This is a genomic window from Bacillus sp. ISL-18, from assembly GCF_018613415.1.
GTDB lineage: Bacteria > Bacillota > Bacilli > Bacillales > Cytobacillaceae > Neobacillus.
This window is the reverse complement of sequence record NZ_JAGGQG010000002.1, coordinates 25,375-49,661: the sequence shown is the minus strand read 5'-3', so window position 1 is coordinate 49,661 and position 24,287 is coordinate 25,375. Positions and strand designations below refer to the sequence as shown.

Sequence of the window (24,287 nt, the reverse complement as noted above, 5' to 3'; positions counted from 1 at the left end):
TGCAATAAACCAAGCAAAAGACGTAACAATATCTCCCCATAGTATAAATGCCAGCTTATTCTCCCCCTTTATGCAGCCATTCCCAGGCCATATCTTTTGCAAATGGATCGGTTGATGTTTCTAATACAGTTTGTAAGATGGCTTTTCCCTGAGTAAATTGGCTGATGGCCTCCCCAGCTTGTGAGCGAACCCACCAAGTACGATCATGCAGCAACTCAATCAATCGCGGTATAGCTTTTCCTTCTTTTAGTGATCCGATTAATTTGGCTGCTACTAGTCTTTCTTTCCATTTATCTGAATAGAGAAGTTCTAAGTATGGGGCACTATCTTTTACATAACCAATTTCGGCCAAAGCTTTTAAAGCCCTTAACCTTATTTCACCGGAATAGCTTGAAAAGATTTTTTCAAGGAAATGGTTATAGGAGACCTCACGTTTACTTGCAATCACATCAATAATTGCTTTTTGAAGCGGCATGCCTGCATGGTGAAAATGAAGCACATACTGGTCAAATTTCTTTTGCTCTAAAGGAATCAGTATATGGCGGTAATCAAATTCGGTTAGGTCTTGATATTTTGTAGTTAACAAATCGAATAGCTGATTACATTGGAATAAAGCCAGAATTCTTAAGATATAAATAATTTCTTGTTGTGAAAGCCGTTTCCTATTTAATAACCTGAGGACATCGTCAGTGAGGTCTACCATATTAAAATCTTCAATATGATAAAGGGTATTCATTCTTGTGCTCCACTTGTGGCTCTGGAGCTGTTTTTGATAATAATTCGATAGATACATCGAAGCTAGTTTCGCTAAACGGGCTTTTTCCTCTGCTCCCTCAATTACCTTCGTATACCTGCTCAGCAGTTGTTCGATAGCCTTTTGCTGAAGAATCGATTCAGGTGTGAGTTTCCTTGAGATCACACCTTCTATTAAGTTAGAAGAAATAAGGGGATTGTAGACCTCACGGTATCGTTCAACTTTTTTTCTCTTTCGAATCTCAACCGTTTTTCTAATCGTTAAATATCCCAGTAAAATGACAAGCAGCACTAGTAAGGAGAGAGTTAGAATGGAAAGGAACAGTAACTCGTTTGTAAACAATTTATTTCATCCTTTTAATTAACCTTTGTATTCGCGCCTGCAGTTCCTTAATGCTAAAGGGCTTTGTTACATAATCATCTGCACCAAGTGCTAAAGCCTTTTCGATATCAGCTTCATTTTTCCTTCCAGTCAGCATAAGGACATGAATATTGTGGCTATATTTTATTTTTTGTACCTTTTGAAGAACTTCAATCCCATCCATTACCGGCATCACACCATCTATTATTAAAAAATGTTCTCCTTTTTCTTCTATTCGATTTGAATGAAAAAACTGTACTCCATCTCCATATTCCGCCAAGTTTAATTCAAAATTAGAAAAATCCATGACATTTAGAATTCTCATTAACATTGTTCGAATAATTGGGTCGTCATCAATAATGGAAACAAATAATTTCCTTTTTGGGACATCCATTATGGACTCATTGGCACTCTCCACCCGTGCCCTGCCGTTTGCTTTTGCTGAATATAAGGCTTGATCTGCAGCCAAGATAGCTGTTTCCATCGAAACATCAGAATGATGGATCGTATAAATACCGGCTGAAAAAGTAACATAATGTGTCTCCTCCCTTAAAGGGAAAGGGATGGTTGAAAATTTGGTAAGTAATCTTGAAACAATCTCAGCCACTTCAATTTGATGGGCATTCTCAAAGATAATGATGAACTCCTCACCGCCATATCTAAAAACGGTATCAGAGCTTCTTGTATGTTCTTTTAAAAAAGAGGCAAAAGCTGCAAGGATTTTGTCTCTATTGACGTGCCCAAAGGAATCATTAATTTGTTTGAAATGATCAAGGTCTAAGATGGCTATACTGAAAGGTTGTTTAGTTCGTTTAATATCCCTAAGGCAGCGATTATACACGTCGAATAAAAACTTTCGATTATATAACTGTGTAAGCTCGTCTACTAGTACAAGTTGATTTAATAACTTTTTTCTCTTTATATGACGGGATATTCGAACAGTCAATTCTTCTAAATCAATTGGTTTTTCAATGAAATCATCAGCACCTAGTTCGTAAGCTCTTATTCTTGTTTCGCGGTCATTCATTAGACTAATCATGATTGTGGGAACAAAATGTTGATGTGTATGCTGCCCAATTTCCTTTAACAGTTCAATACCATTAATTCCAGGTAAGTTAATATCAATGATTACACAGTCAGGATTTAAATCGTAATATTGTGAAATCGCCTTTTTAGAATCGGTATTGGCAGCAACCATCCACCCCTTTTCCTCGAGGGTATCTTTAAGGAGAATAAGCATGGAAATATCATCATCAATGATTTGAATAAGCGGTAATCTTTCCTCATATCGGCGCTCGTTGGGGATTATCGACCCCTTTTCAGAGTATGATTCGTATTTATCTGTCAGGCTAATGATTTCTTCTAAAAACTTTTGTAGTTCTCCTTTACCCCATACCCTTTCATCTTCTGCCTTGATCTGGTTCAGTAAAAATCCAGAAAGCTGATGAAGACCCACTAATTGTAATGTGCCTGCACTTCCATGAAGGGAATGCAGAAATCGATAAACTTCTGAATGTTTGATTACTTCGTTACTATCAAACCACATTGATAGTTGATTTTTTACCTTCTGAATAAGCAAATTTTTATATTTATTTAAGTCCATTAACTACCTGCACCCCAAGTTTCTATGAGAAAATAATGACGATCGTAACATACCATATGTGATAAGTTTGTGATTATCTTGAGTGTATTATGAATTGATCAGAAATACCATGAAAAAAGTCGAAAAAAGGCGAAAATTTTCAGAAGTGTACAAAATTCATATACAAGCTAAAAAAAGAAGGATCCCTTTATGGAATCCCAAACTAATTTTAGCCTAAATTTTTCACCTTACTTGTACAGCTCTCCATGGCGGCTATGATTGAACCCCGGAACTGTTCTCTTTCAAGGGTTGCCACTGCCTCTATGGTTGTGCCGCCAGGTGTACAAACTTGATCTTTTAACTCTCCAGGGTGCAGGCCAGTTTCCAGAACCATTTTAGCGGCTCCCAGTACAGCCTGTGCAGCCAGGCGGTAGGCTTGATCTCTAGGGATGCCTTGACGTACTCCGCCATCGGCCATTGCTTCTATTAACATATAAACATAGGCCGGTGACGACCCACTGATAGACGGTATTGCATCCATTAATTTCTCATCCATGCGCTCAGTTTGACCAAAGCATTGCAGCAATTGCTCAACCGCTGCTAGCTCTTCCTCCTTAACATAACTATTTGCACAGAGTGCGGTCATGCCCTCACCTACCAACGAAGGAGTATTAGGCATGGTCCGTACGGTCTTAACTGCTAAACCAAATAACTGTTCGATATCCGCTAAGGTAATACCCGCTGCAATCGTAACGATAATGGTGCTTTGTTTTATTTCACTTTTAATTTCCTCAATAATCCCTGCATGCTGGTCAGGTTTCACTGCTAGAATAAGGATGTCAGCAAACCTTGCCACATCTTTGTTGTTCAACGATACGAGAATCCTATACTTTTCAGAAATAGCCTGTATCGTTCTTTCAGTAGAAGCACTGGCCATTATATGCTCCTTACTAACTCCATTTGCTTGTAAGATTCCACCAATCATTGCTTGGGCCATTTTTCCGGCCCCGATGAACCCAATCTTTTTTATCATGCGCTTCATTCCTAACGATTGAAAAATTAATTCCATTTCACTACTTTAAATAAATAAAAAAGAGAAGATATTCCATAGAAATAGCTTCTCACCGATTAAGAAAAAATTCTTTTCCCTACCTATTAATGCCGAATGACCTTTAAAATCCAATCTAGAACTACGCCGCCAAAATAAACACCGAAAACACCCACAACAGCTGAAAATACAGGTGGAGCCGGTAACGGTAATTTTAAGAACCTAAATAACATTCCTACAACCAGACCAGCAATTAAGGCCATTACGACTTCTTTCATCCTATTACCCTCACATTAATAGTTGTTATTAGAAAGTTCCCCTTTTGCAATCGAAACACCAGAACTTGCGCCAATGCGGGTAGCCCCTGCCTCTACCATCGCTAAGGCATCTTCACGGCTTCTAACTCCTCCGGAGGCCTTTACACCTATATCAGGTCCTACAGTTTGACGCATTAAACGGATATCTTCGACGGTTGCACCACCTGTAGAAAATCCTGTTGAAGTTTTTACAAAATCAGCCCCTGCTTTTACAGCAAGCTCACAAGCTCTGACCTTTTCTTCATTGGTTAGTAAGCATGTTTCAATAATTACCTTCACTAGTGCCTTACCTTTTGCCGCCTCAACGACAGCACGAATATCTTGTTCGACTACTTCGTCTTGTTGGTCTTTAAGTGCAGCTATGTTAATAACCATATCCACCTCATCCGCACCATTCTCGATAGCATTTTTGGTTTCAAATGCTTTTGTATCCGAGGTTGATGCTCCTAATGGAAATCCGATTACCGTACATACTTTAACCTCTGGAGTATCAGCAAGCAGTTCAGCTGCGGTTTTAACCCATGTTGGATTAATACAAACAGATGCAAATAAATACTCTTTTGCCTCATCAATAATTTTAATGATTTCTTCGCGCGTTGCATCCGCTTTTAATAATGTATGATCAATTATTTTAACAATATTTTGAGTCATTTTAATTTCCCCCTAATTATTTAAGTTATTCGGACTACATTCTTTTTTACGACAACCTAACTATAACAAAGAGAGTGAACATTTGTAAACAATAATATGAACAAATGTAAAAGTGTTTATCCTATTTATCAAGCAGGAATCTTGCAGTAAATTGATCGGTAATTAAAACATTTGCATATTTTCCTGTTAAGGCGCCATAGATTCCCTCTATTTTGTTAGGCCCTCCAGCTACAACAATAGAATATTCTTTCTGGCTAAGCACATCAAGGTTCACACCCAGGGTTCTTTCATTCAAACTTTCATTGCAAATTTGGCCATTTTTATCGAAGAATCGTGAACAAATATCACCAACTGCCTTGCCATATAGTGAGTCCAAATCACTGTCTATAAAATATCCTAATTGAAATAATAATGAATCTGTCTTAATTGAACCTATTGTAAATATGGCGATGTTAGCCTGTTTTCCCAATTCCAAAATTCTGCGGATATGCCGGTCTGCCTCCATTGCCTGCTTTACAACTACATGATCCACGATGGCAGGTAAGGGAAGATTCAAAGGAGTCGTATTGTAGGCCTTACCGAAAAGATATAGAATTTCCGAGGCGTACGTATTGGTTTCCGCATGACTCACTCCGCCTTTTAATTGGACTACCTTGACGTTCTTTACAAACTTTTGTTTTAGCTCAATCGCAATATGATAAAGCGTTGTTCCCCATGTAACCCCAATAATGTCGTCTTCTTTAACGATGCTATCCAAATAAGCTGCGGCCTTTTCACCTAGGTAATTTTTGATAATATGGTCTTCATATTGTGGTATAGAGGCGACAATCGCCTTTTTTAGATGGAACTTTTTTTCTAGTTGAGCAGCTAAACTTTCAACATTTTCTGTTGGGTCCATTATGGTAATTTGGACAATGCCTTCGCTCTTTGCCTGCTGTAGCAATCGCGATACTGTCGGGCGGGAAACCCCCAATATCTTTGCAATCTCATTTTGGTTATAATCCAGTAAATAATATAACTTTGCTGCTTCAATCACTTTGTTTAATTTATCTTGCTCCAAAAGTATCACCTATACACTATCGATTTTCTTTATTGTACCAATAACTGATCCAATTTCACATCTTCTTTTACATTTGCATCAGTTGATTTGAACATTTTTTCATTATAGTTTTCACGTGAATGTTCAACTAGAATTAGGGAAAAATTTACGGAAAGCAAAAAGTGCGCGGATAGTGTCTTATCTTACACCTAAGGAAATCGTTTCGTAAAGGAGGCCAAGATTTTGGAAAAATTAGGGGGATTTATCTATAGAAATCGAAAATGGGTATTGCTATGTTGGTTAGCAGCCATAATTTTATTCGGCCTTTTTGCCCAGAAATTGCCTAGTGTTTTAAGAGGAAATGGCTTCCAATTCAATGGAGAATATAATCAATCAAAGAAACTACTGGAAGAAGAGTTTGGGCAACCCAAATCCTCGATTATCCTTGTTTTTGAAAGAGGAAAAACCATCAGTGCTGAGGAATTTCATCAATTTATTCAAGATACATTTAATAGACTTAATAATTTCGACTCCGCCAGAGATATTACCTCTCCGTTCGATCGAAAAGGGATGATTAAAAGCAATTATGCATATGGATTGCTAACCTTTGACAAAGAAGCAGAAAGTCTTGGAACAGAAATCACGAAATTAAAAAGGATTCTAAAGGACCAGCCTGGCTTAAGGGTCACCATGACTGGAGAACCCATTATTGTCCAAGACTTAAATGTCGCCAGCCAGGAGGATTTAGCAAAAGCAGAGATGATTGGTCTGCCAATTGCATTAGTAGTGCTTATCCTTGCTTTCGGGGGTCTTGTTGCGGCAGCCCTTCCCATTGTGATTGGAGTGGTTTCCATCTTAATCACGATGGGAACTGTTTATCTTTTTAGTTATCGTGTTGATCTAACGATCTTTATTCTAAATATTGTTCCCATGATAGGTCTTGCCCTAAGTATTGATTTTGCTTTATTGTTCATTAACCGCTATAAGGAGGAATTGCAAATCAATTCCATTCAAGAATCAGTTGCGGTGACTGTTAGAACAGCTGGACGTTCGATTATCTTTTCGGGACTTTGTGTATTTATTGGGCTTTCTGGACTTTGGTTTATTAAAATTGACATTTTTCAAAATGTTGCACTTGGGGGAATGCTGGTCGTCCTAATTTCTGTTCTTTCCGCTTTAACCTTTCTTCCGGCATTACTTTCACTTTTAGGACAGCGTATTAACAAATTAAGTATTATTGGGATGATAAAACAGGAGAATAGCATTTGGCACAGATTTGCCAAGCTGGTGATGAATCATCCGATTATAATGGCCGTCCTTGCACTCGCCATTCTTTTAGCTGGTCTAGTACCAGTAAGACAAATGGTTTTGGCCATTCCCGGTACGGATTCTCTGCCGGCCAATTACCCTTCTCGGTTGGCACTGGAAACATTTCAAAAGCAATTTATTGCAAAAGAGAAACAAGATGACAAAAAAGTAACCATTGTTCTAAAAACAAATGGTCCGGTTACGGAGAGTAATAATTTCAAGAAAATAGGTACAATCATTCATACACTTGAGAAGGATAAGCTGGTTAATATGGTTAATTCTCCTTTTACTGCATCAGGAATAAGGGATGATGAGCAGCTATATCAGTTTCTTCAGAAGGGCGATCCAGCACGGCTTGCGCGATTAAGGAACTACTTTATCAGAAACGATAAAATGCTAGTGGAGGTTTATTTAAATACCGGGGAGCATTCTCCAAAAGCGAGGGATTGGGTAAAAGATTGGTCACAAAAAAAGCTTGGTGTCCAAGCCTTTTTTGGCGGTCCCATCAAATTTGAACAAGAAATTTTTGCAGAGATTTATAAAAAGGCACCATATGGGCTTTTATTAATTTTCCTATCAACTCTTGTGATTCTAATGGCTGCTTTTCGTTCCATACTCATTCCATTTAAGGCTATCTTAATGAATGTGTTGAGCCTCGGCTGTACTTTCGGAATGGTTGTTTGGATCTTTCAGCAGGGACATTTTGGAATAAAACCTGTAGATATTGCATTAATTTTACCAGTATTTGTTTTCACCCTTGTCTTTGGACTTTCTATGGATTATGAGGTCTTCCTTATCTCCAGGATACAGGAATTTTACGATCAAACTGGTGACAATACCTTAGCCACCATTTCCGGGTTAACCCTCACTAGTAAAATCATTACCTCCGCTGCTGCGATCATGATTGTCGTAACCGGGGCGTTTGCTTTTACAGGGGTTATGCCGGTAAAGCAGCTTGGCGTGGGGATTGCGATGGCCATTTTTATTGATGCAACAATTGTCAGAATGGTGCTAGTCCCCGCTTTAATGAGACTGTTCGGTGACTGGAATTGGTGGTTTTTTGGCACTCACTTTAAACGACAGCGGAATCGAAGTTAAAGTCCAGCCTAACTAGTTGACGGGCTCCTGTTCCCAGCACAGCCACTTCTTACTATTTCATGCATGGAAGCACTGTGCGAGGATAAATTGACAAAAAAACACCATACTAAGATTACTCTACACCATGATATGTAGGAGGTAATCATATTGAAAAAAAGAATGATATCTTTATTCATATTATTTTTTACTTTTACATCTAATACTCTTGCAGCCGAGCCGAGACCAGAGAGTCAGGCATTGGTGAATTTGCGGATATTAGAAACCACTGATTTACATGCAGATTTGCTAAATTATGATTACTATCAAACAAAAATGGACAATCGAATTGGATTGGTTAAGACAGCGACACTCATCCGTCTGGCTCGGAAGGAAAGTAAAAACACATTGTTGTTCGATGATGGAGATCATTTAAAAGGCAATCCACTCGGCGAATATCTGGCCAGAATCAGAGGAATGCATAAAGGAAAAATACATCCCGTCTACCGGGCATTTAATTATTTAAAATATGATGCAATCGCAATTGGAAATCATGAATTTAATTACGGATTAAGCTTTTTAAAGACTGCATTAAAAGGGGCAAGGATGCCTGTCCTTAATACAAATGTGTTCTCAGTAAAGACAAACCAACCATACTTTAAACCCTATACGATACTAAATAGAAAAGTAGTGGATCAAAGCGGCAAGTCACACGAGCTAAAAATTGGCCTTATTGCTTTAATGCCTACGCATATTATGAAGTGGGACAAAGCCAATCTCGAAGGAAAAGTGTTTGCGAAACCCATGGTTGAAACGGCTAAGGAGTTTGTACCGATTCTTAAGGCAGAGGGAGCTGATTTAATTATCGCCCTTGCCCACACAGGGATTAGCAGTGAACCCTATCATGCCGATACCGAAAATGCCGTTTATTATTTAACGCAAATTCCGGAAATCGATGTCGTTCTGGCAGGGCATTCACACAGCGTCTTTCCTGGTCCTGTCTATCAAGCGCTGCCAAATACTAATTTGGAGACAGGAGAAATCAACGGAAAACCCGTCGTGATGGCTGCAGCCTTTGGGAGCCGCCTTGGTATCATTGATCTTGAATTAAGCAATCGATCAGGGAAATGGCAGATAGTTGCACAAAAATCATACACAAAGCCCATTGCAGATGAAAATGGAAAGTCCCTCGTCAAAACTGATATAGGATTGTATAAACTAGTCAAAGAGGAACATGAGGAGACTGTTGATTTTATTAAGAAGTTGGGATTATAAAAACAACTGAGATTTTGAAAGAAACAAGGCTGACTGATTCCTAAGCGAATATATTCCCTTTACATCCCGTGGATAGTTTATTACAATAAAACATATAATACATATATTGATTTTGTGGTGGAGTCTGTCAATACAGGCTCCTTTTTTGCATTTTTCAATGATGTAAAACTATAGAGGGGGAAGTGGTTCATACATGTCAATCCAAGCAATCATGGCAATAGGTGTATTTTTAATTACCTACGCTTTTATCGTCACCGAGAAGATTCACCGCACCATTATCGCAATGGCTGGTGGAATCATGATGGTCCTTTTAGGGATTGTTGGTCAAGAAACGGCCTTACATCACATTGATTTTAATACACTCGGGTTGTTGACGGGGATGATGATTATTGTTGCCATTACAACTGAGACAGGGTTATTCAAATTTATCGCCATTTGGTCAGCTAAAAAGGTGAAAGGCGATCCATTGAGGATATTAATCGCCCTAGGAGTGATTACAGCATTAGGCTCCGCTTTTTTAGATAATGTCACCACGGTTCTACTAATGGTACCTGTGACATTTAGTATCACAAGACAATTACGTGTCAATCCCATACCGTTTTTAATTACGGAGGTTATCGCCTCTAATATCGGCGGAACTTCTACCTTAATTGGTGATCCGCCAAATATCATGCTGGGAAGTGCTGTAAAGGAACTAACGTTCATCGCTTTTATTAACAATCTTGCTGCCATATCTTTTTTCATTTTATTTGTCAATATCTGTATTTTAGCCTTCCTCTATCGGAAGCAGCTTCGTACTTCAACTGAATTGAAGGCTAGTTTAATGGACCTTGATGAAAAAGAAGAAATCACCGATAAAAAACTATTAATTAAGTCATTAACAGCCCTTTTCTTAACAATTATAGGATTTTTCCTGCATCAACTGCTGCATATTGAATCAGCAACTGTGGCCCTAGCAGGGGCCTTTCTCTTACTTTTATTAACAGGAGAAGAATATTTGGATAAGTCTTTTTCAAAGGTGGAGTGGACAACCATACTCTTCTTTATAGGGTTGTTTGTACTTGTTTCGGGCTTGATTGAAACAGGAGTCATCTCTTTATTAGCCAATTACTCCGTTCATTTGACCGGCGGGGATGTTACCTCTACATCGATCTTAATTCTCTGGGTTAGTGCGATTGCCTCTGCCTTTATCGATAACATTCCCTTTGTCGCCACGATGATTCCGATGATCAAGGATATGGGTGAACTGGGGATTCACAATTTGGAACCACTCTGGTGGAGCCTGTCTCTTGGAGCCTGTCTTGGGGGGAATGGTACATTGATCGGCGCAAGTGCCAACGTGATTGTAGCTGGTCTGGCTGCAAAGGAAGGTCATCAGATTACCTTTGGGAAGTTCCTATTAATCGCTTTTCCGTTAATGATTCTTTCAATTGTAATTTGTACCATCTACATCTATTTAAGATACTTACTATAGGGGGATTGGGATTGGGAATGAGAGTCGAGTACACGTATGACAAAAAGCATATCGAACTAAAAGAAACAACGAACGGTAACGATATTGAATTTTTCATTACCTTATTGAATTCTGAGTTAAAGAAAAACCTTATGAAAGTACGGCAGTATTTTGATGATAATAGGGTATTAACAGATATTCATTATTACATTCATCCGAATAACAACTATCAAGTGATTGTGAGGAATGACTTTTACAATGAATTTATCATTCAGTTATTTAGGCAGCAACTATTAAAAGAGATAAAATGGACTTAAATAAAGGCTGACCCAAAAGGTGGTTGATGGAATAATTTTTGCACACTCTGTTGATTGGAGCGGAAGGCGCGAAGACTCCTGCGGGAGTACGGGGCAGGGGAGACCCCGCAGGAGCGAAGCGACGAGGAGGCTCCCCGTACCGCCCGCGGAAAGCGAAGCGCCTGGAGCGGAAATCAACAGACTAGGTTAATGTATAGAAAAGAAGGTGCCCAAAGAGTTATACTTTTGGGACACCTTCTTATTTTAATTACCGATAATTACTCTAAGTACATTGGGATGCTGTTTAAAGGTTTTTGTTCCTGCACCATAGCCAATAGAAGAAATTTTCATTGAAGGAATTGGCCCGAATTCCTCAGATAGTACCGCTATAATAGCCGCTCCAGTGGGTGTGGTTAACTCTGCCCTTATATCCGACTGTTCAATTGGAACTCCTTTAAGAATCTCAAGTGTGGCAGGAGCCGGAACTGGATAAATTCCATGGTCAATACGGATTCTTCCCGTTCCTACTGGAATAGGGGATGACTTTATTGATTCAACATTTAATTGATGAATTAATATCGCTGCACCTATAATATCGATAATGGAATCAATGGCACCTACCTCATGGAAATGAACCTTTTCTAAAGGAATACCATGAATAAGCCCTTCCGCTTCACCAATCCGTTTAAATATCCTTAAAGCAGTTTCTTTCACTGGACTAGCAAAATCAGCTGCATCTATTAATTCTACAATATCTTTATAGGCACGGTGTTCGTGATGATGGTGGTGGCCATGATCATGATTATGACTGTGCACATGGTCGTGACTATGTTCATGACCGTGACTATGTCCATGATCGTGACTATGTCCATGATCGTGACTATGCCCATGATCGTGACTATGTTCATGATCGTGACTATGTTCATGATCATTATCATGGTGCTCATGATGATGGTCTTGGGTTCCATGAACATGGTTATGAGTATGCTCTTTACCTTGTTCAGCAGATATCTCAATTTGACTAGGCGTATTTTTTAAAATCACATCAAACTTAGTACTCGTAATTCCATTCTTGACGATCTTTTTCCACTTTAATTCATATTCGCCGTCTAATTTAAGCTTCTTCAATTCTGCCTCTAAAAGTTCCGGGTCTGCTCCTGCATCGATTAGTGCACCAATGACCATATCCCCGCTAATTCCTGAAAAACAATCAAAGTAAAGTGTCTTCATTTTTTACGGTTTCCCCTTTTTGTGCTAGTTGATGAATTAAGACTGCGTTGTAGCCGCCGCCAAACCCATTATCAATATTGACCACACTAATTCCCGAGGCACATGAATTTAGCATCGTTAAAAGGGCAGATAATCCATGAAAATTAGCTCCATACCCAATGCTAGTCGGAACAGCAATAACAGGGTGTGAGACAAGTCCTCCAACCACACTTGGAAGGGCTCCTTCCATTCCTGCCACCACAACAGATACCGTTGCCTCTTGAATTTCTTCCGCATGGTTCAAAAGACGATGTATTCCTGCAACCCCAACATCATAAATGCGATGAACTGGGCTGCCTAAAACTTCTGCAGTAACGGCAGCTTCCTCTGCCACTCTTAAATCAGAGGTACCTGCTGCTATTACAGCAATGTATCCCTCTTTGTTTTTTATTGGCCCCGTTTCATCTTTCCAAAAAAGAATATGCGCTGTTTCATTATAAGTAAGTTCCGGACAAGTATGCAGGATGACTTCTGCTTTTTCTTTAGATACCCTTGTGACAAGGATTTCGTTATTCCGCGCCCGTAAAGCTTGAACAATTGAGATAATTTGCTCAGCTGTTTTTCCTTCTCCATAAATGACCTCAGCAAAGCCTTGACGTTTCTTACGATGATGGTCCACTTTAGCAAAACCTAAATTTTCAAAGGTCGCTAGTCTTTCTTTCGCCTCTGTAATACTAAGGGTTCCTGTTTGAACTTGTTTTAATATTTCCTCAAGCATAAGCTTCCCCCTTAATTTTCTATTTAAAGTACTTTTTCATATCTGTAGCCAATTCGATATAATTCTGATAGATTCCCTTATAAATTTCGCTTGTATCTTTATTTGGTAAGGTCGCTTCCCCCATCGGTATATTCTTTTTAATATCTTCAAAAGATTCTACTTTATGAATCCCGACAAGGGCTGTCCATGCAGCTCCCCAGGCAGCACTATGGTGGCTTTCCGAAACATAAATCTCTGCTTCAAAAATATCTGCCATCATTTGCAGCCATAATGGAGATCTGGCTAAACCACCGTTAACATAAATCTTTTTCGGCTCACCGGCTAACCTTTCCAGGGCTTTACCTATTTGATAAAGATTAAACGTAATTCCTTCTAGCACAGCTCGAATAAAATGTTCTTTTTTATGGGTTATCGAAACTCCATAGAAATTCCCTTTTGCCCGTTGATTCCAGAGAGGAGCTCGTTCACCATTTAGATAAGGAAGAAAGAGGATTCCACCTGCCCCCGGCCCAACCTTTTTTGCATCAGCTAAAAAGTCTGTAAAACTTCGATCATCTTGTAAAAGATCCTTCAGCCATTGCAGAACTACTCCTCCATTGTTAGTTGGACCACCAATAATAGAGGTATCTTCTGTAAAGGAATAACAGAAAGTTTCTTGATTTTCACCAATCCTTACTCCTCTTGTAAGCTGCCTGATTGCACCGCTCGTACCTACAGATACAGCCACTTCACCAGGTAAAATAGCTCCAATGCCGAGATTTGCCAATTGGCCGTCTGCAGCCCCTACAACAAATGGCATCTGCGGGTTTATACCCATTTCTTCAGCCTTTGCTTGATTAATACCTGTTAGGATTTTTGTCGGAGGAACAATTTCGGAAAGCTGGTCTTCTTTAATACCTGCAAGTTCTAATAATTCCTGTACCCATTTATGTGTTTGTGGGTTGAATAATCCTGTAGCTGATGCCATGGAATAGTCGATTACTCTTTTACCAAACCAGCATTGCAGTAAGTATTCCTTAATGGACATAAAATATTGGGCTCTTTTGTAAGGCTCATATCCTGTTTCTTTCATCCAGACTAGTTTTACAAAAGGTGTCATTGGATGAATCGGAGTTCCGGTTTGGGAATAAACCTGATTTCCCAGGGTTTTCATAATATTTTCAGCTTGTTCATAACTCCTGCCATCCGCCCAAATAAGTGCTGGAGATATTGGTCTTCCTTCGTCATCTATACAAACTAGTGAATGCATCGCAGCAGAAAAGCCAATGGAAACTAACTCACTTTTCTCGATAGCTGCTTTTTCAATTACTTCTCTTATAGCTTGAATGGAAGCTTGTTCAATTTCAATAGGATCTTGCTCCACCCAGCCTTGATGGGGATATGAGGACGTGTTCATTTTCTCTACTTCGGCTACTAATTTTCCCTTTAACGTAAACAGACAAGCTTTCACACTTGTTGTTCCAATATCAAGCCCCATTACATATTCACTTGACATAATTCATCTTCCTTTATTTATAACATATTTAAAAGAAAAAGCTTTGGATTCTACCAAAGCCTTTTCTTTTTTCCGTATAACACATTAGGCAACTATTATTTAGAGAGAACTTTGTTCATACTTCCACTCTGATAACCAACTAAGTCTAGTGTAATGTATTTGTATCCAAAGTCTTGAAGTTGTTTAACTATTTGCTCATGCTGATTTAAAATAATCGCCATATCGCTTGGTTCTACTTCTATTCTTGCAATCTCCTGGTGTGTCCTTACCCGTACTTGGTGAATATGAAGTGATCTTAAATAATCCTCGGCTCTTTCAACCTTGGTTAATTTCTCTTTTGTAATAAACTCCCCATAAGCTATTCTGGATGAGAGACAGGCTAAGGATGGTTTATTCCAGGTAGGCAAATTAAACGCTTTGGAAAGTTCTCTAATTTCTTCTTTATACAATTCCGCCTCTTGAAGCGGACCTCGTATTCCCTTTTCTTTCGCAGCCTTCATACCAGGGCGAAATTCATTCATATCGTCTGCGATAACACCATAAATAACATTTTGGAATCCCTTTTCATCCATCACAGGGATTAAGTGATCGAACAGACTGCTTTTACAAAAATAGCATCGATTTTTATCGTTCTCTGCATACCCTGGGATTGCTAGTTCTGATGTTTCGATGACTTGGTGTTTAGCACCAATTATTTCTGCTAATTTCTTGGCCTCGTCCAATTCACTTGAGGGATAGCTTTCAGAGTCTGCTGTAACTGCTAGTACTTGTTCTGTACCTAACGTGTCAACCGCAGCTTTTAACAAAAACGTACTATCTACCCCTCCTGAGAATGCAACAACAACTGATTTCATTTCACGGAGAATGGATTGTAATTTTTTATACTTCTCTGTTAGCATTTCCCCAACTCCCTCACCATTTCTTTAATTTCTGTCTTCTTTTAACATATTTTTAGAAAAGCTGCTTTATGTGGATTCAAACTAAATGGTCATACTTCCAAATCCGCCATCTACTCTTATCAAGGCACCAGTCACAAAGCTTGAAGCTTTATCTGAAGCAAGCCATACTGTTGCACCTTGAAGCTCCTCCGCTTCCCCAAAACGGTTCATTGGTGTATGTCTCATAATACTTTCAATTCTATCTGCATCTAATATTTTACGATTTTGCTCGGCAGGGAAAAACCCTGGAATAATGGCATTTACGCGAATTCCATTTGGCGCAAACTCACGAGCTAAAAATTGGGTGACACTATTAAGTCCTGCTTTTGAAACAGAATACGTAAATACCCGAGAAAGCGGTGTGGTAGAAGATACAGAGGAAATATTAATAATACTTCCCTTTCTATCCTGCTCAATCATCCTTTTCGCAAAGATCTGACAAGCTAACACAATTCCTTTTAAATTAATTTCCATAATTTTATCATACTCATCCATTTCAAGTTCAAGAAATGGGGTTGAACTATTCGTTCCAGGTGCATTTAAGAGAATATCACAGCCGCCTGACCATTGGTCAATTTCATCTGCTGCTTTAATTAAGGAGTCACGAGAACTGACATCCGCTTGAAATGCCTTTGCCTCGCCGCCATTATCGTTAATTTCCTTTACAACTGCTTCTGCCTTTTCCAAATTACGGCCGACAATAGCTACTCTTGCTCCATGTTCGGCTAAGCCCTTTGCCATGGCTGAACCTAATACACCATTTCCCCCGATTGCAACTGCTGTTTTTCCTGTTAAATCAAATAAATTTGCCATATCTATCTCTCCTCTTGTTTAAAATAAATTCCCTTTATCATCAAATTGGAAATCATACACATCTGAAATTTGCTCCATATTTGGATGCTGTGCAATGTAAGGAAGCAATGGCTCTGAAACTTCAATTTCACTAAGCACTAATGTATTTTTAATCCTTACTAATTTAACTTTTGTAAAATCTAAGATATTGCAGGTTTTAACCGCTGCCTGAACTGCCATTTTATCATTTGGCAAGGTAGTAGCAATTTTTGTAGGTGCACAAACGGTTGAAGTCAACCCATTTGCATACGTACCTTCTTTATCCATCTTATCTACCAGCCGCTGGGTAGTAAAATCAGCTGTCCCTACTCCATTCGCATTCCCCTCTGATTGAACGGTCACATCAAGCACGACCATTTTGTTCACATCAGGACCGCCTGAGGCATATGGGGTTGGATAACGACCGGTAATATTGGGGTCCATACCATCCCCGCTAATATTTTTACCAATCTCATCTATCAGAAGAACATCCAACTGATCAAAGAAAAGCTTCGGCAATAGCTCCTTTGCTTGCTGTTGTAGTGCAGGTTCTTTTTCCACAATTTCCTTGGGGGTAAGAACTTCGAGCACTGCCACTTTATCAAAGGCATTCTCAATTGTTGCAACCCCAAAAAGGAAAGGAGTTTTTTCCATAATCACCTTTGCCATTGCGGGAACATTCTCAGCCATATATTTAAAACCCATTTGGTGACATGCTTCCGCCCCTTTTTGCTTCCCCAGTCCAATACTAATCATTTTCATTATGCCGCTTTCGACCGGACCTCGGAAGGCTGTATGAGGTTTTACACGATTAATGACTACAATTCCATCTGCTTTTGAGGCAAACTTATCAACATAGATTGGTAAACCGTTAGGTAATTCCCCAACTTTTACAACCTCCATCGATGAGCGGATTTCACATCCTACAGTATCTTCTGTTATGCCTAGATGGGCTAATACCTCACGCTGTCCCTCGGCCGTTGCACCGCCGTGGCTTCCCATACTTGGAACAATGAACGGTTTCGCTCCCTGCTCCTTTAGGAATTGAACTGTTACAGCTGTTAATTCTACAAGGCGATCCAGCCCTCTGCTTCCAACTGCAATGGCAATTTCCATTCCAGGCAGTATTTTTTCTTGAATATGTACCTGGTTTAATTTCATCTTTAATTCTGATCCAAGGTCATCAATCTTATTATTTTCAAAATTCACCCTTACTTTGGCCATTTTTGGCACCGGAATATCTTTTAAGAGTTCTTGAAGAATTCCCATATCTATTTCACTCCTTTGTTTAATTTAAGTTTACCACTAAGGAATCTATTCAATGTATTAACAGAGAGGAAGAATCCTCTCCTGTAATCCCTTTCAAATCAACCTTTTTAAAATATTTATTAAAATCTTCATTTAATTTGTTTACCAAACAAACTAATTACCTGTATAATATATCATTATGGGGTGCTTACGTCAATAAATAAATACGGATATTTCGTTTAAAAAGCTCCGTTAATTTGGCTGTTACTCTCCACTCCAAACAGTGTTTCATAAACAAATTTATCATTATCACAAACCCTTTTAATAAGACAAGGAGGTTTTTATGCTCACTGGTGATGCATCACTTATAAAAAATATGAACAGATCGTTAATATTGAGTACAATCGTTGAGCATAAATGGATCTCGAGGGCGGAAATTGCTAAAGTTACCGGCTTGAATAAAGCGACTATTTCTGTCCAGGTTTCCGAACTTTTGGAGAATGAATTAATAATCGAAACACATCTAGACCACACGAGTTTAGGCAGAAGACCCATTATGCTCTCAATTAACAACAAAGCCGGTTTCGCCTTGGGGATTGATTTGGATAAGACTATGATTACCTTTACACTGGCAGATCTAAGTGGCTATCCCGTTCACACGGATGTAGTTGACCTGCAGGATTCTAACTACGAAGTCATTCTTGATATACTTAGCCGGCAGATTAAAGAATATCAATCCAAATGTGAAAAAACTCATTATGGCCTTATTGGAGTCGTCATTGGGATTCATGGAATTGTCGATACCGATGAAGTCATTTATTTTGTTCCTCAACATGGTTGGAAAAACAAAACCTTAAAAAAAGACTTAGAAAGTGAAGTTGGCATCAATGTCTACATCGAAAATAATGCAAATTTGTGTTCACTTGCGGAAAAGGTCTACAAACATCATCATAGTAAGAATTTACTCTCCGTAAGCTTATATTCTGGGATTGGACTTGGATTTATGATAAACGGTGAGCTTGTAAAGGGATTTCATGGATATGCTGGGGAAATAGGCCATATGATCATTGTGCCCAATGGCTTGCCATGCAGCTGCGGTAATTTAGGATGTTGGGAACAGTATGCTTCAGAAAATAGTCTGACACAGCGAATTTCTCATGATCTACAAAAACTTGATCTAAGTTTTGAAGATATCCAGAATGGTCTTAACGAAAAAGAACCTATAATTTGTAAAGAAATGGAACAATTTATCATGTATCTGTCGTTTGGGCTAAATAATCTGATTAATCTTTATAACCCAGAAATTCTAGTCGTAAATAGTGAATTACTTCGTATAACTCCGAATGCCATTGAAGAACTTAAAGCACATTTCTCTTCTAGAATCAGCCATTATTCTGAGCTGTTACTATCCGAATTCGGAAAAAAAGCTTGTATTATGGGTGCATGTGCAATGGGAATTCAAAAGTTTTTAGACGTTTCCGAGCTTAGTTTAACCCTTTAGCCAACATTCATATTGGCCTCCGGCACTGGAGGCTCTTTTCTATATCAATAAAAGAAAAGTGCCCGGCCGTTTATGCCGGACACTCCCCTGTTAATATTTTCTCCAATTACCAATTAGAACCAATCACCATAACCTAACTCTCTTAAATAGTCTCCGGAATCCTTTAACGTATCAAATGGATCGCGGCCATACGTATCATCTTGCTCAATTAGGAAATATTGTACACCACTCTTGACACCAGCTTCTATTATACCTTTTATATCCAAGTTGCCTTGACCAAGTTCCGCAAACTCGATTATATTTGTGAACTTTTGCATGAACTTAGACATATCTTTAAAATCTTCTTCACTTACATTCATATTTCCAATTCGATAATCTTTTAAGTGGATTAATGAGACCCTTCCTGCAAATCTATTTATGACATTAATCGGATTCTCGCCACCTCGTTGAGCCCAGTGAACGTCTAACTCAAATCCGAGTTTAGAAGTATTGTCTTTCATAATGTCCAATAAAGATTTTCCATCATATTTTTCAAATTCAATGTGGTGGTTATGGTAATATAATTCAATTCCATGCTCCGCTAGTCTTTCTGCCATCGCTTCTGCATTACTTATATATTCCATAACTTGGTCCTTATGGCCCATTAATTGGATTGGCATCATACCAATGCGGATAAAATTACAATCTAATGTTTTGCAATCATTCACAATTTTATCAAAGTCTTTTGTCAGTGACTCACCGGGCATGCCTGGCATGGTGTCTAATGGAGCTGAGATGGAAGCAATCTTGATTCCAAAATCAACACTAGCTCTTCTTAATTCAGCTACATTTTCTTCAGTCATTTGAATTTGAGTTACCTCAACATAATGATAGCCAAGTTCACTTATCTTTCTTAATGTTTCATATGCGCCTAGTTCTACGATTTTTTCTTTAAGATTAAACATTTGAACGCCAATTTTAGCTGTTTGCATGTTATAATTCCTCCATTTTTATGATCCTTTTTTCTTCTGAGGATTGGCGGATTGCGTCAATCATTTTAATCGATGTAAGGGCATCTTTTACCATTACATAAATCTGAGAGTTATTTATGATTGCTGTATAAAATTGATTGATTAGTTTAATATGGCTTGCCCCATAATAGAATTTTGTGCCTGGCATCTTGGCATCCTCAATCAAATTTTCTTTCTTTCCATCTTTATCAATTTTTGTTAAAATACTATCTTTGATGTTGAATTTACCTTTTTCAAAGGAAACCTCTAGCTCGACACTTGAATTTTCTGCATTGGCATTTGTTGCAAAAAATAATCCCTTTGCGCCATTTTTAAAGTGAATATGAGCAGATGCAGTATCTTCAACCTCAATCCCGTAATCTAATAATTGATCGATGGACCCTCTCATCGTATCAATCTCACCACCCAGCAGCTGCATTAAATCAAGGGTATGGAGAGCCTGGTTAATCATCACTCCACCGCCGGCAAGCTCCATCTTTCCCCGCCATGGTTTCACATCGTAGTATTCTTTTGGCCGAAACCAAGGGACTAATCCTTTTATTCCAATCATCTTGCCAAATTGACCGCTTGTAATTAGTTCTTGCAGCAATTCAAAGGACTCGTTATAACGATTTTGAAAGCATACACAGATTTTAGCCTGCAGCTCTTCTTCGAGCTTTGCTAAAGCCAAACCCTCTTGTGTATTCAAAGACAAGGGTTTTTCCAGAAAAACATGAACTCCATTTTCAACACAGAACTTTGTTACTGGATAGTGAAGATAGTGCGGCAAACAAACATGTACACAATCCAATGATTCTTTGTTCAGCATTTCTTGATAGTCGGTATAGAAGTTTATATCAGGGACGGTATTCCTTAATGATTCATCAAGATCACATACTGCCGTTAACACGGCATGAGGGTTTGCTTGTATAGCTGGAATATGAATTTTTGATATATCGCCAAGTCCTATAACTGCTATTTTGAGCATTAGCTATTCCCCTTTAAAATGAATTCGAGGAGGAAACAAGACTCCCCGAGTTCGTTTAGATTTATAGATGATAAAATAGGTTATTTAATTGGATTCTCTTTTTCCTCTGCCACTTTTTTACTCAACTCAGCGAAGTATAGCTCTTCATCAATTGGAAGTTCTACTTCTTTACCTAACCAGCTCGACAGGTGGATTGCATTTGCGAGAGCAACACCATTGATTCCGTCACTGCCTGGTGCAAGTAATGGAGTTCCTTCCACGATATTCGCTGCAAAGTTTTCCATTACAGCAATATGCTGACCTCCCCAAACACTTTCAAATTCAATTACTTCTTCTGTAAATATTTCAGATAAGCCCTGACCCATGAAAATTTTTGTTACATCTGCCCAGCTCATGGTTGCGCTCATTTCAGATTCAGATTTTTTTAGACGTTTAACGGTTATTTTTTTGCTATCATCGACAACAATTTTTCCTTTATCACCTAAAATTTCAAAGCGGTCAGTTCCCATAACATCGTGTGTACAAGTAATAAATACGCCTGTTGCACCATTACCATAGTCTAAGATTGTCGTTACTTCATCTTCTACAGCGATATTTCTTTGGTAGCCGTATTTAACATTAGAATAGACCTTTTTAGGCATACCACAGATCCACTGAAGCAAATCAATTTGGTGTGGTGCCTGATTGACAAGGACACCGCCGCCTTCGCCGCCCCATGTTGCTCTCCATGCACTTTGGTCATAATAGCCTTGTGGTCTCCACCAAGTCGTAATGATCCAGTTAGTACGGCGAATTTCGCCAATTTCACCATTATCAATAATCTCTTTCACCTTTTGATAGAGTGGATTTGTTCGTTGATTAAACATAATTCCGAAGGTTAATTCTGGTTTTGTAGCAGCAAATTCATTTAATTCTCTTACTTGTTTTGTATATACACCAGCTGGTTTTTCTACCAATGCATGGATATCTCTTTTTAATGCTTCAATTCCCATTTCAGGGTGAAGGTAATGTGGAACACAGGTAACTACAGCGTCAACATCACCGCTTTCCAACATGTCAATGTAGTTATCAAAGAATGGAACTTCAGGATATTTTTCTGCTGCCAATTCCTTTTTTGCTGGGGCAATGTCACAGATTGCTCCAAGTACTATGTTTTTTACTTTTCCCTCTGCTAAAAAACCTGCGTAAGCCCCGCCTTGTGCTCCTAAGCCAATAACTCCCAATCTAACATTTGTCATCTTATTTTTCCCCGCTTTCTATTTTCTCAAGAATGTTTACTAGTGACTCATATTGAAGTTGGTATCCGCCTGCACCATCAAGGTCTTTGTTATCTTTAATTATCTGGTCAGCATCTTCAAGTTCTAGATCCTTTAAAGAATCAAAACGAACAAGATGAGGTTCGAGAGTTAGGAAGCCTTTGTAACCGCTTTGAATCGCTTGTGCTAAAATTTCAGGTATTTTACCTTCCCCCGTACCGCAGACCACGTTTTGACTATCGGTTGTGACAGCGTCTTTGATGTGTATATAGACTATTTCATCTTTTAACAGATCGTAGCATTCCTGGGCATCCTCGCCACACTGAACAAAGTTAGCAAAATCAAAGATTGCCTTAAAATGATCAGAACCAACCTCTTTTAATATCTCGTGACAGCGTCTAGCAATGTCCCCATAAATGTCCTTTTCATTTTCGTGTAATAAAATAACATCATATTTATTTGCTATTGCTGCAAACTCTTTTATTTTACTAATTACTTCATCTCTGTAGGTGTCAGCATCTTCTTCCTTTGGAATATAAAAGCTAAAAATACGGATGTATTTACATTCTAATAAATTAGCAATCTGGCAAAGTGTATTTAACATGGTCTTTTGTTTGGCAAATCCCTCTTCGTCATTGATGAACACCTTACCGATTGGCGATCCAATCGAAGAAACACCTATCCCAGCTTGTTGAAGCCGCGGCTGGACACTTTCTTTAATCTCTTCCACAGTAAAATCACCGATATTTTTCCCATCTACACCCCGCAAGGATATATAACGCATCCCTAATTTTGCTACAACTTCAAGCTGGGTATCAAAATCAGAAGAGATTTCATCCGAAAAACCGGAAATCAATAAATCATTATCCATTTTCCCTGTTCCTCCTTCTTTACACGAATTCTACTTTCGTTTTTCCTTACGATATTGTGATGGTGTTTTGCCCATTTTTTCTTTAAAATACCGGCTAAAATGGGCAACGCTCTCAAATCCAACTGATTGCGAGACCTCTGTTAATGTGAGATTCGGTTCCATCTCCAACAGATACTTCACCTGGTTGAGACGGCACCCCATTACATATTCCATTACGGTAAAACCTGTAACTTCCTTAAAAACATGTGAGGCATAGTACTTACTGAGATTTAATTCTCCTGCAATACGTTCCAAACTTACCTTTTCCATATAGTGGTCATTAATCCAGGAAGCAATAGACTCTGCATGAGCTTCTTTTTCAGTCTTTTTACTTGTTACTTGAGATAATTCCTTTTGGCTCATTTTATAAATTCGTAACAATAATTGAATTAATTCAAGTTTCAGTTCTGCTTCTAATAGCTCATTTTTCTTATGGGTTCTTTGGAAGTCTAGATCAATTAGTTCCAACGAAGCTGCAATTTCCTTCATCATTCCATCTACTATTTGTCCTGATTCATCATATCCCGTTCGCAATAAGCAATTATTAAGTTTTTTAAAGGGATCTAATAAATTAGGGATTCCAAGAGTGCCCAACAATTCACGAAGCCAAGTAGGTGAAAAATGAAGCATACTTCTTGTGTAGGTGCTGCCAGTACCCGGATTTGGTTTATGCAAGGTCATCCCATCCAACAAGATAATATCACCAGGCTGTAATTCATAAATTCGATTGTTAATTAAGTACTTACAATCACCTGAATGAAAAAAATAAATCTCATATTCTTGGTGGGAGTGAAATTTAAATGAGTTGTCCAAACCTTGTACCCGATAAAAAGCTGTTATCCATTCATCCATAATTTTTTTACTATATTTAGATGAACTCACTTTATTCATTAGTTCCACACCCTCAAAAGTAAGCGTTAACAACTAATTCGTTAACGAACCATATTTATATTTTATTGCACTTCATAGTAAAAATCATTCTCTAAA

General features: G+C 38.5%; 22 protein-coding genes. 5 read left to right on the top strand and 17 right to left on the bottom strand.

The genetic code is table 11. From position 1 onward, the window contains the following. Positions 1 to 55: 55 nt before the first annotated feature. From J7E81_RS00415 to J7E81_RS00390, 6 genes are all read right to left on the bottom strand, one after another. A complete protein-coding gene (locus J7E81_RS00415) occupies positions 56 to 1,096 on the bottom strand; it encodes a HEAT repeat domain-containing protein (RefSeq protein ID WP_215039972.1) in 1,041 nt (346 codons plus the stop codon). A 1-nt stretch (position 1,097) separates the two neighbouring features. Continuing rightward, the gene (locus tag J7E81_RS00410; RefSeq protein ID WP_215039970.1) at positions 1,098 to 2,717 is read right to left on the bottom strand and encodes a response regulator; all 1,620 of its coding nucleotides are present in this window, start codon (positions 2,715 to 2,717) and stop codon (positions 1,098 to 1,100) included. A gap of 208 nt (positions 2,718 to 2,925) precedes the next feature. Continuing rightward, positions 2,926 to 3,729 carry a pyrroline-5-carboxylate reductase gene (gene proC / locus J7E81_RS00405; protein WP_215039968.1) on the bottom strand — a complete coding sequence of 268 codons (804 nt, stop codon included), beginning with the start codon at positions 3,727 to 3,729 and terminating at the stop codon, positions 2,926 to 2,928. A gap of 122 nt (positions 3,730 to 3,851) precedes the next feature. Continuing rightward, the gene (locus J7E81_RS00400) at positions 3,852 to 4,022 is read right to left on the bottom strand and encodes a XapX domain-containing protein (protein ID WP_215039966.1); all 171 of its coding nucleotides are present in this window, start codon (positions 4,020 to 4,022) and stop codon (positions 3,852 to 3,854) included. A gap of 15 nt (positions 4,023 to 4,037) precedes the next feature. After that, on the bottom strand, positions 4,038 to 4,712 hold the full coding sequence (gene deoC / locus J7E81_RS00395; protein WP_215039963.1) for a deoxyribose-phosphate aldolase: 675 nt from the start codon (positions 4,710 to 4,712) through the stop codon (positions 4,038 to 4,040). 121 nt (positions 4,713 to 4,833) lie between these two features. Then, the gene (locus J7E81_RS00390; protein ID WP_215039961.1) at positions 4,834 to 5,772 is read right to left on the bottom strand and encodes a DNA-binding transcriptional repressor DeoR; all 939 of its coding nucleotides are present in this window, start codon (positions 5,770 to 5,772) and stop codon (positions 4,834 to 4,836) included. A 222-nt stretch (positions 5,773 to 5,994) separates the two neighbouring features. Between J7E81_RS00390 and J7E81_RS00385 the strand changes: the two genes are divergently transcribed. From J7E81_RS00385 to J7E81_RS00370, 4 genes are all read left to right on the top strand, one after another. Beyond that, on the top strand, positions 5,995 to 8,157 hold the full coding sequence (locus J7E81_RS00385; RefSeq protein WP_215039959.1) for an MMPL family transporter: 2,163 nt from the start codon (positions 5,995 to 5,997) through the stop codon (positions 8,155 to 8,157). A gap of 147 nt (positions 8,158 to 8,304) precedes the next feature. Continuing rightward, positions 8,305 to 9,408 carry a metallophosphoesterase gene (locus tag J7E81_RS00380; RefSeq protein ID WP_215039957.1) on the top strand — a complete coding sequence of 368 codons (1,104 nt, stop codon included), beginning with the start codon at positions 8,305 to 8,307 and terminating at the stop codon, positions 9,406 to 9,408. A 193-nt stretch (positions 9,409 to 9,601) separates the two neighbouring features. Further along, positions 9,602 to 10,882, top strand: a complete 1,281-nt coding sequence (locus J7E81_RS00375; RefSeq protein ID WP_215039955.1) for an ArsB/NhaD family transporter — start codon at positions 9,602 to 9,604, stop codon at positions 10,880 to 10,882. Positions 10,883 to 10,893: 11 nt separating this feature from the next. Further along, entirely contained in the window at positions 10,894 to 11,178 is a 285-nt protein-coding gene (locus J7E81_RS00370; protein WP_215039953.1) for a hypothetical protein, read from the top strand. 243 nt (positions 11,179 to 11,421) lie between these two features. On the opposite strand, the gene larC is transcribed toward J7E81_RS00370, so the two are convergent. The 6 genes from larC to J7E81_RS00340 all read right to left on the bottom strand — a co-directional run bounded on the left by larC (position 11,422) and on the right by J7E81_RS00340 (position 17,677). Continuing rightward, on the bottom strand, positions 11,422 to 12,387 hold the full coding sequence (larC, locus tag J7E81_RS00365) for a nickel pincer cofactor biosynthesis protein LarC (RefSeq protein ID WP_215039951.1): 966 nt from the start codon (positions 12,385 to 12,387) through the stop codon (positions 11,422 to 11,424). Then, entirely contained in the window at positions 12,368 to 13,144 is a 777-nt protein-coding gene (gene larB / locus J7E81_RS00360) for a nickel pincer cofactor biosynthesis protein LarB (RefSeq protein WP_215039949.1), read from the bottom strand. The genes larC and larB overlap by 20 nt, the downstream gene beginning before the upstream one ends. A 19-nt stretch (positions 13,145 to 13,163) precedes the next feature. Continuing rightward, positions 13,164 to 14,639: a gluconokinase gene (locus J7E81_RS00355; RefSeq protein WP_215039947.1), complete on the bottom strand. Its 1,476-nt coding sequence runs from the start codon at positions 14,637 to 14,639 to the stop codon at positions 13,164 to 13,166. Between the two features lie 95 nt (positions 14,640 to 14,734). Further along, positions 14,735 to 15,538, bottom strand: a complete 804-nt coding sequence (gene larE, locus J7E81_RS00350; protein WP_215039945.1) for an ATP-dependent sacrificial sulfur transferase LarE — start codon at positions 15,536 to 15,538, stop codon at positions 14,735 to 14,737. 81 nt (positions 15,539 to 15,619) lie between these two features. Next, the gene (locus J7E81_RS00345; protein WP_215039943.1) at positions 15,620 to 16,390 is read right to left on the bottom strand and encodes an SDR family oxidoreductase; all 771 of its coding nucleotides are present in this window, start codon (positions 16,388 to 16,390) and stop codon (positions 15,620 to 15,622) included. Between the two features lie 18 nt (positions 16,391 to 16,408). Further along, on the bottom strand, positions 16,409 to 17,677 hold the full coding sequence (locus tag J7E81_RS00340; RefSeq protein WP_215039941.1) for a nickel pincer cofactor-dependent isomerase, group 22: 1,269 nt from the start codon (positions 17,675 to 17,677) through the stop codon (positions 16,409 to 16,411). 322 nt (positions 17,678 to 17,999) lie between these two features. Here J7E81_RS00340 and J7E81_RS00335 point away from each other — a divergent pair, with 322 nt between their 5' ends. Beyond that, positions 18,000 to 19,157: an ROK family transcriptional regulator gene (locus J7E81_RS00335; protein ID WP_215039939.1), complete on the top strand. Its 1,158-nt coding sequence runs from the start codon at positions 18,000 to 18,002 to the stop codon at positions 19,155 to 19,157. A 113-nt stretch (positions 19,158 to 19,270) separates the two neighbouring features. On the opposite strand, the gene J7E81_RS00330 is transcribed toward J7E81_RS00335, so the two are convergent. The 5 genes from J7E81_RS00330 to J7E81_RS00310 form a co-directional block, all read right to left on the bottom strand. Then, on the bottom strand, positions 19,271 to 20,128 hold the full coding sequence (locus J7E81_RS00330; protein ID WP_215039937.1) for a sugar phosphate isomerase/epimerase family protein: 858 nt from the start codon (positions 20,126 to 20,128) through the stop codon (positions 19,271 to 19,273). A 1-nt stretch (position 20,129) separates the two neighbouring features. After that, on the bottom strand, positions 20,130 to 21,134 hold the full coding sequence (locus tag J7E81_RS00325; protein ID WP_215039934.1) for a Gfo/Idh/MocA family protein: 1,005 nt from the start codon (positions 21,132 to 21,134) through the stop codon (positions 20,130 to 20,132). 80 nt (positions 21,135 to 21,214) lie between these two features. Further along, entirely contained in the window at positions 21,215 to 22,372 is a 1,158-nt protein-coding gene (locus J7E81_RS00320; RefSeq protein ID WP_215039933.1) for a Gfo/Idh/MocA family protein, read from the bottom strand. Position 22,373: 1 nt separating this feature from the next. Then, on the bottom strand, positions 22,374 to 23,261 hold the full coding sequence (locus J7E81_RS00315) for a sugar phosphate isomerase/epimerase family protein (RefSeq protein WP_215039931.1): 888 nt from the start codon (positions 23,259 to 23,261) through the stop codon (positions 22,374 to 22,376). A gap of 30 nt (positions 23,262 to 23,291) precedes the next feature. Beyond that, the gene (locus tag J7E81_RS00310; RefSeq protein ID WP_215039929.1) at positions 23,292 to 24,191 is read right to left on the bottom strand and encodes an AraC family transcriptional regulator; all 900 of its coding nucleotides are present in this window, start codon (positions 24,189 to 24,191) and stop codon (positions 23,292 to 23,294) included. Positions 24,192 to 24,287: the final 96 nt, after the last annotated feature.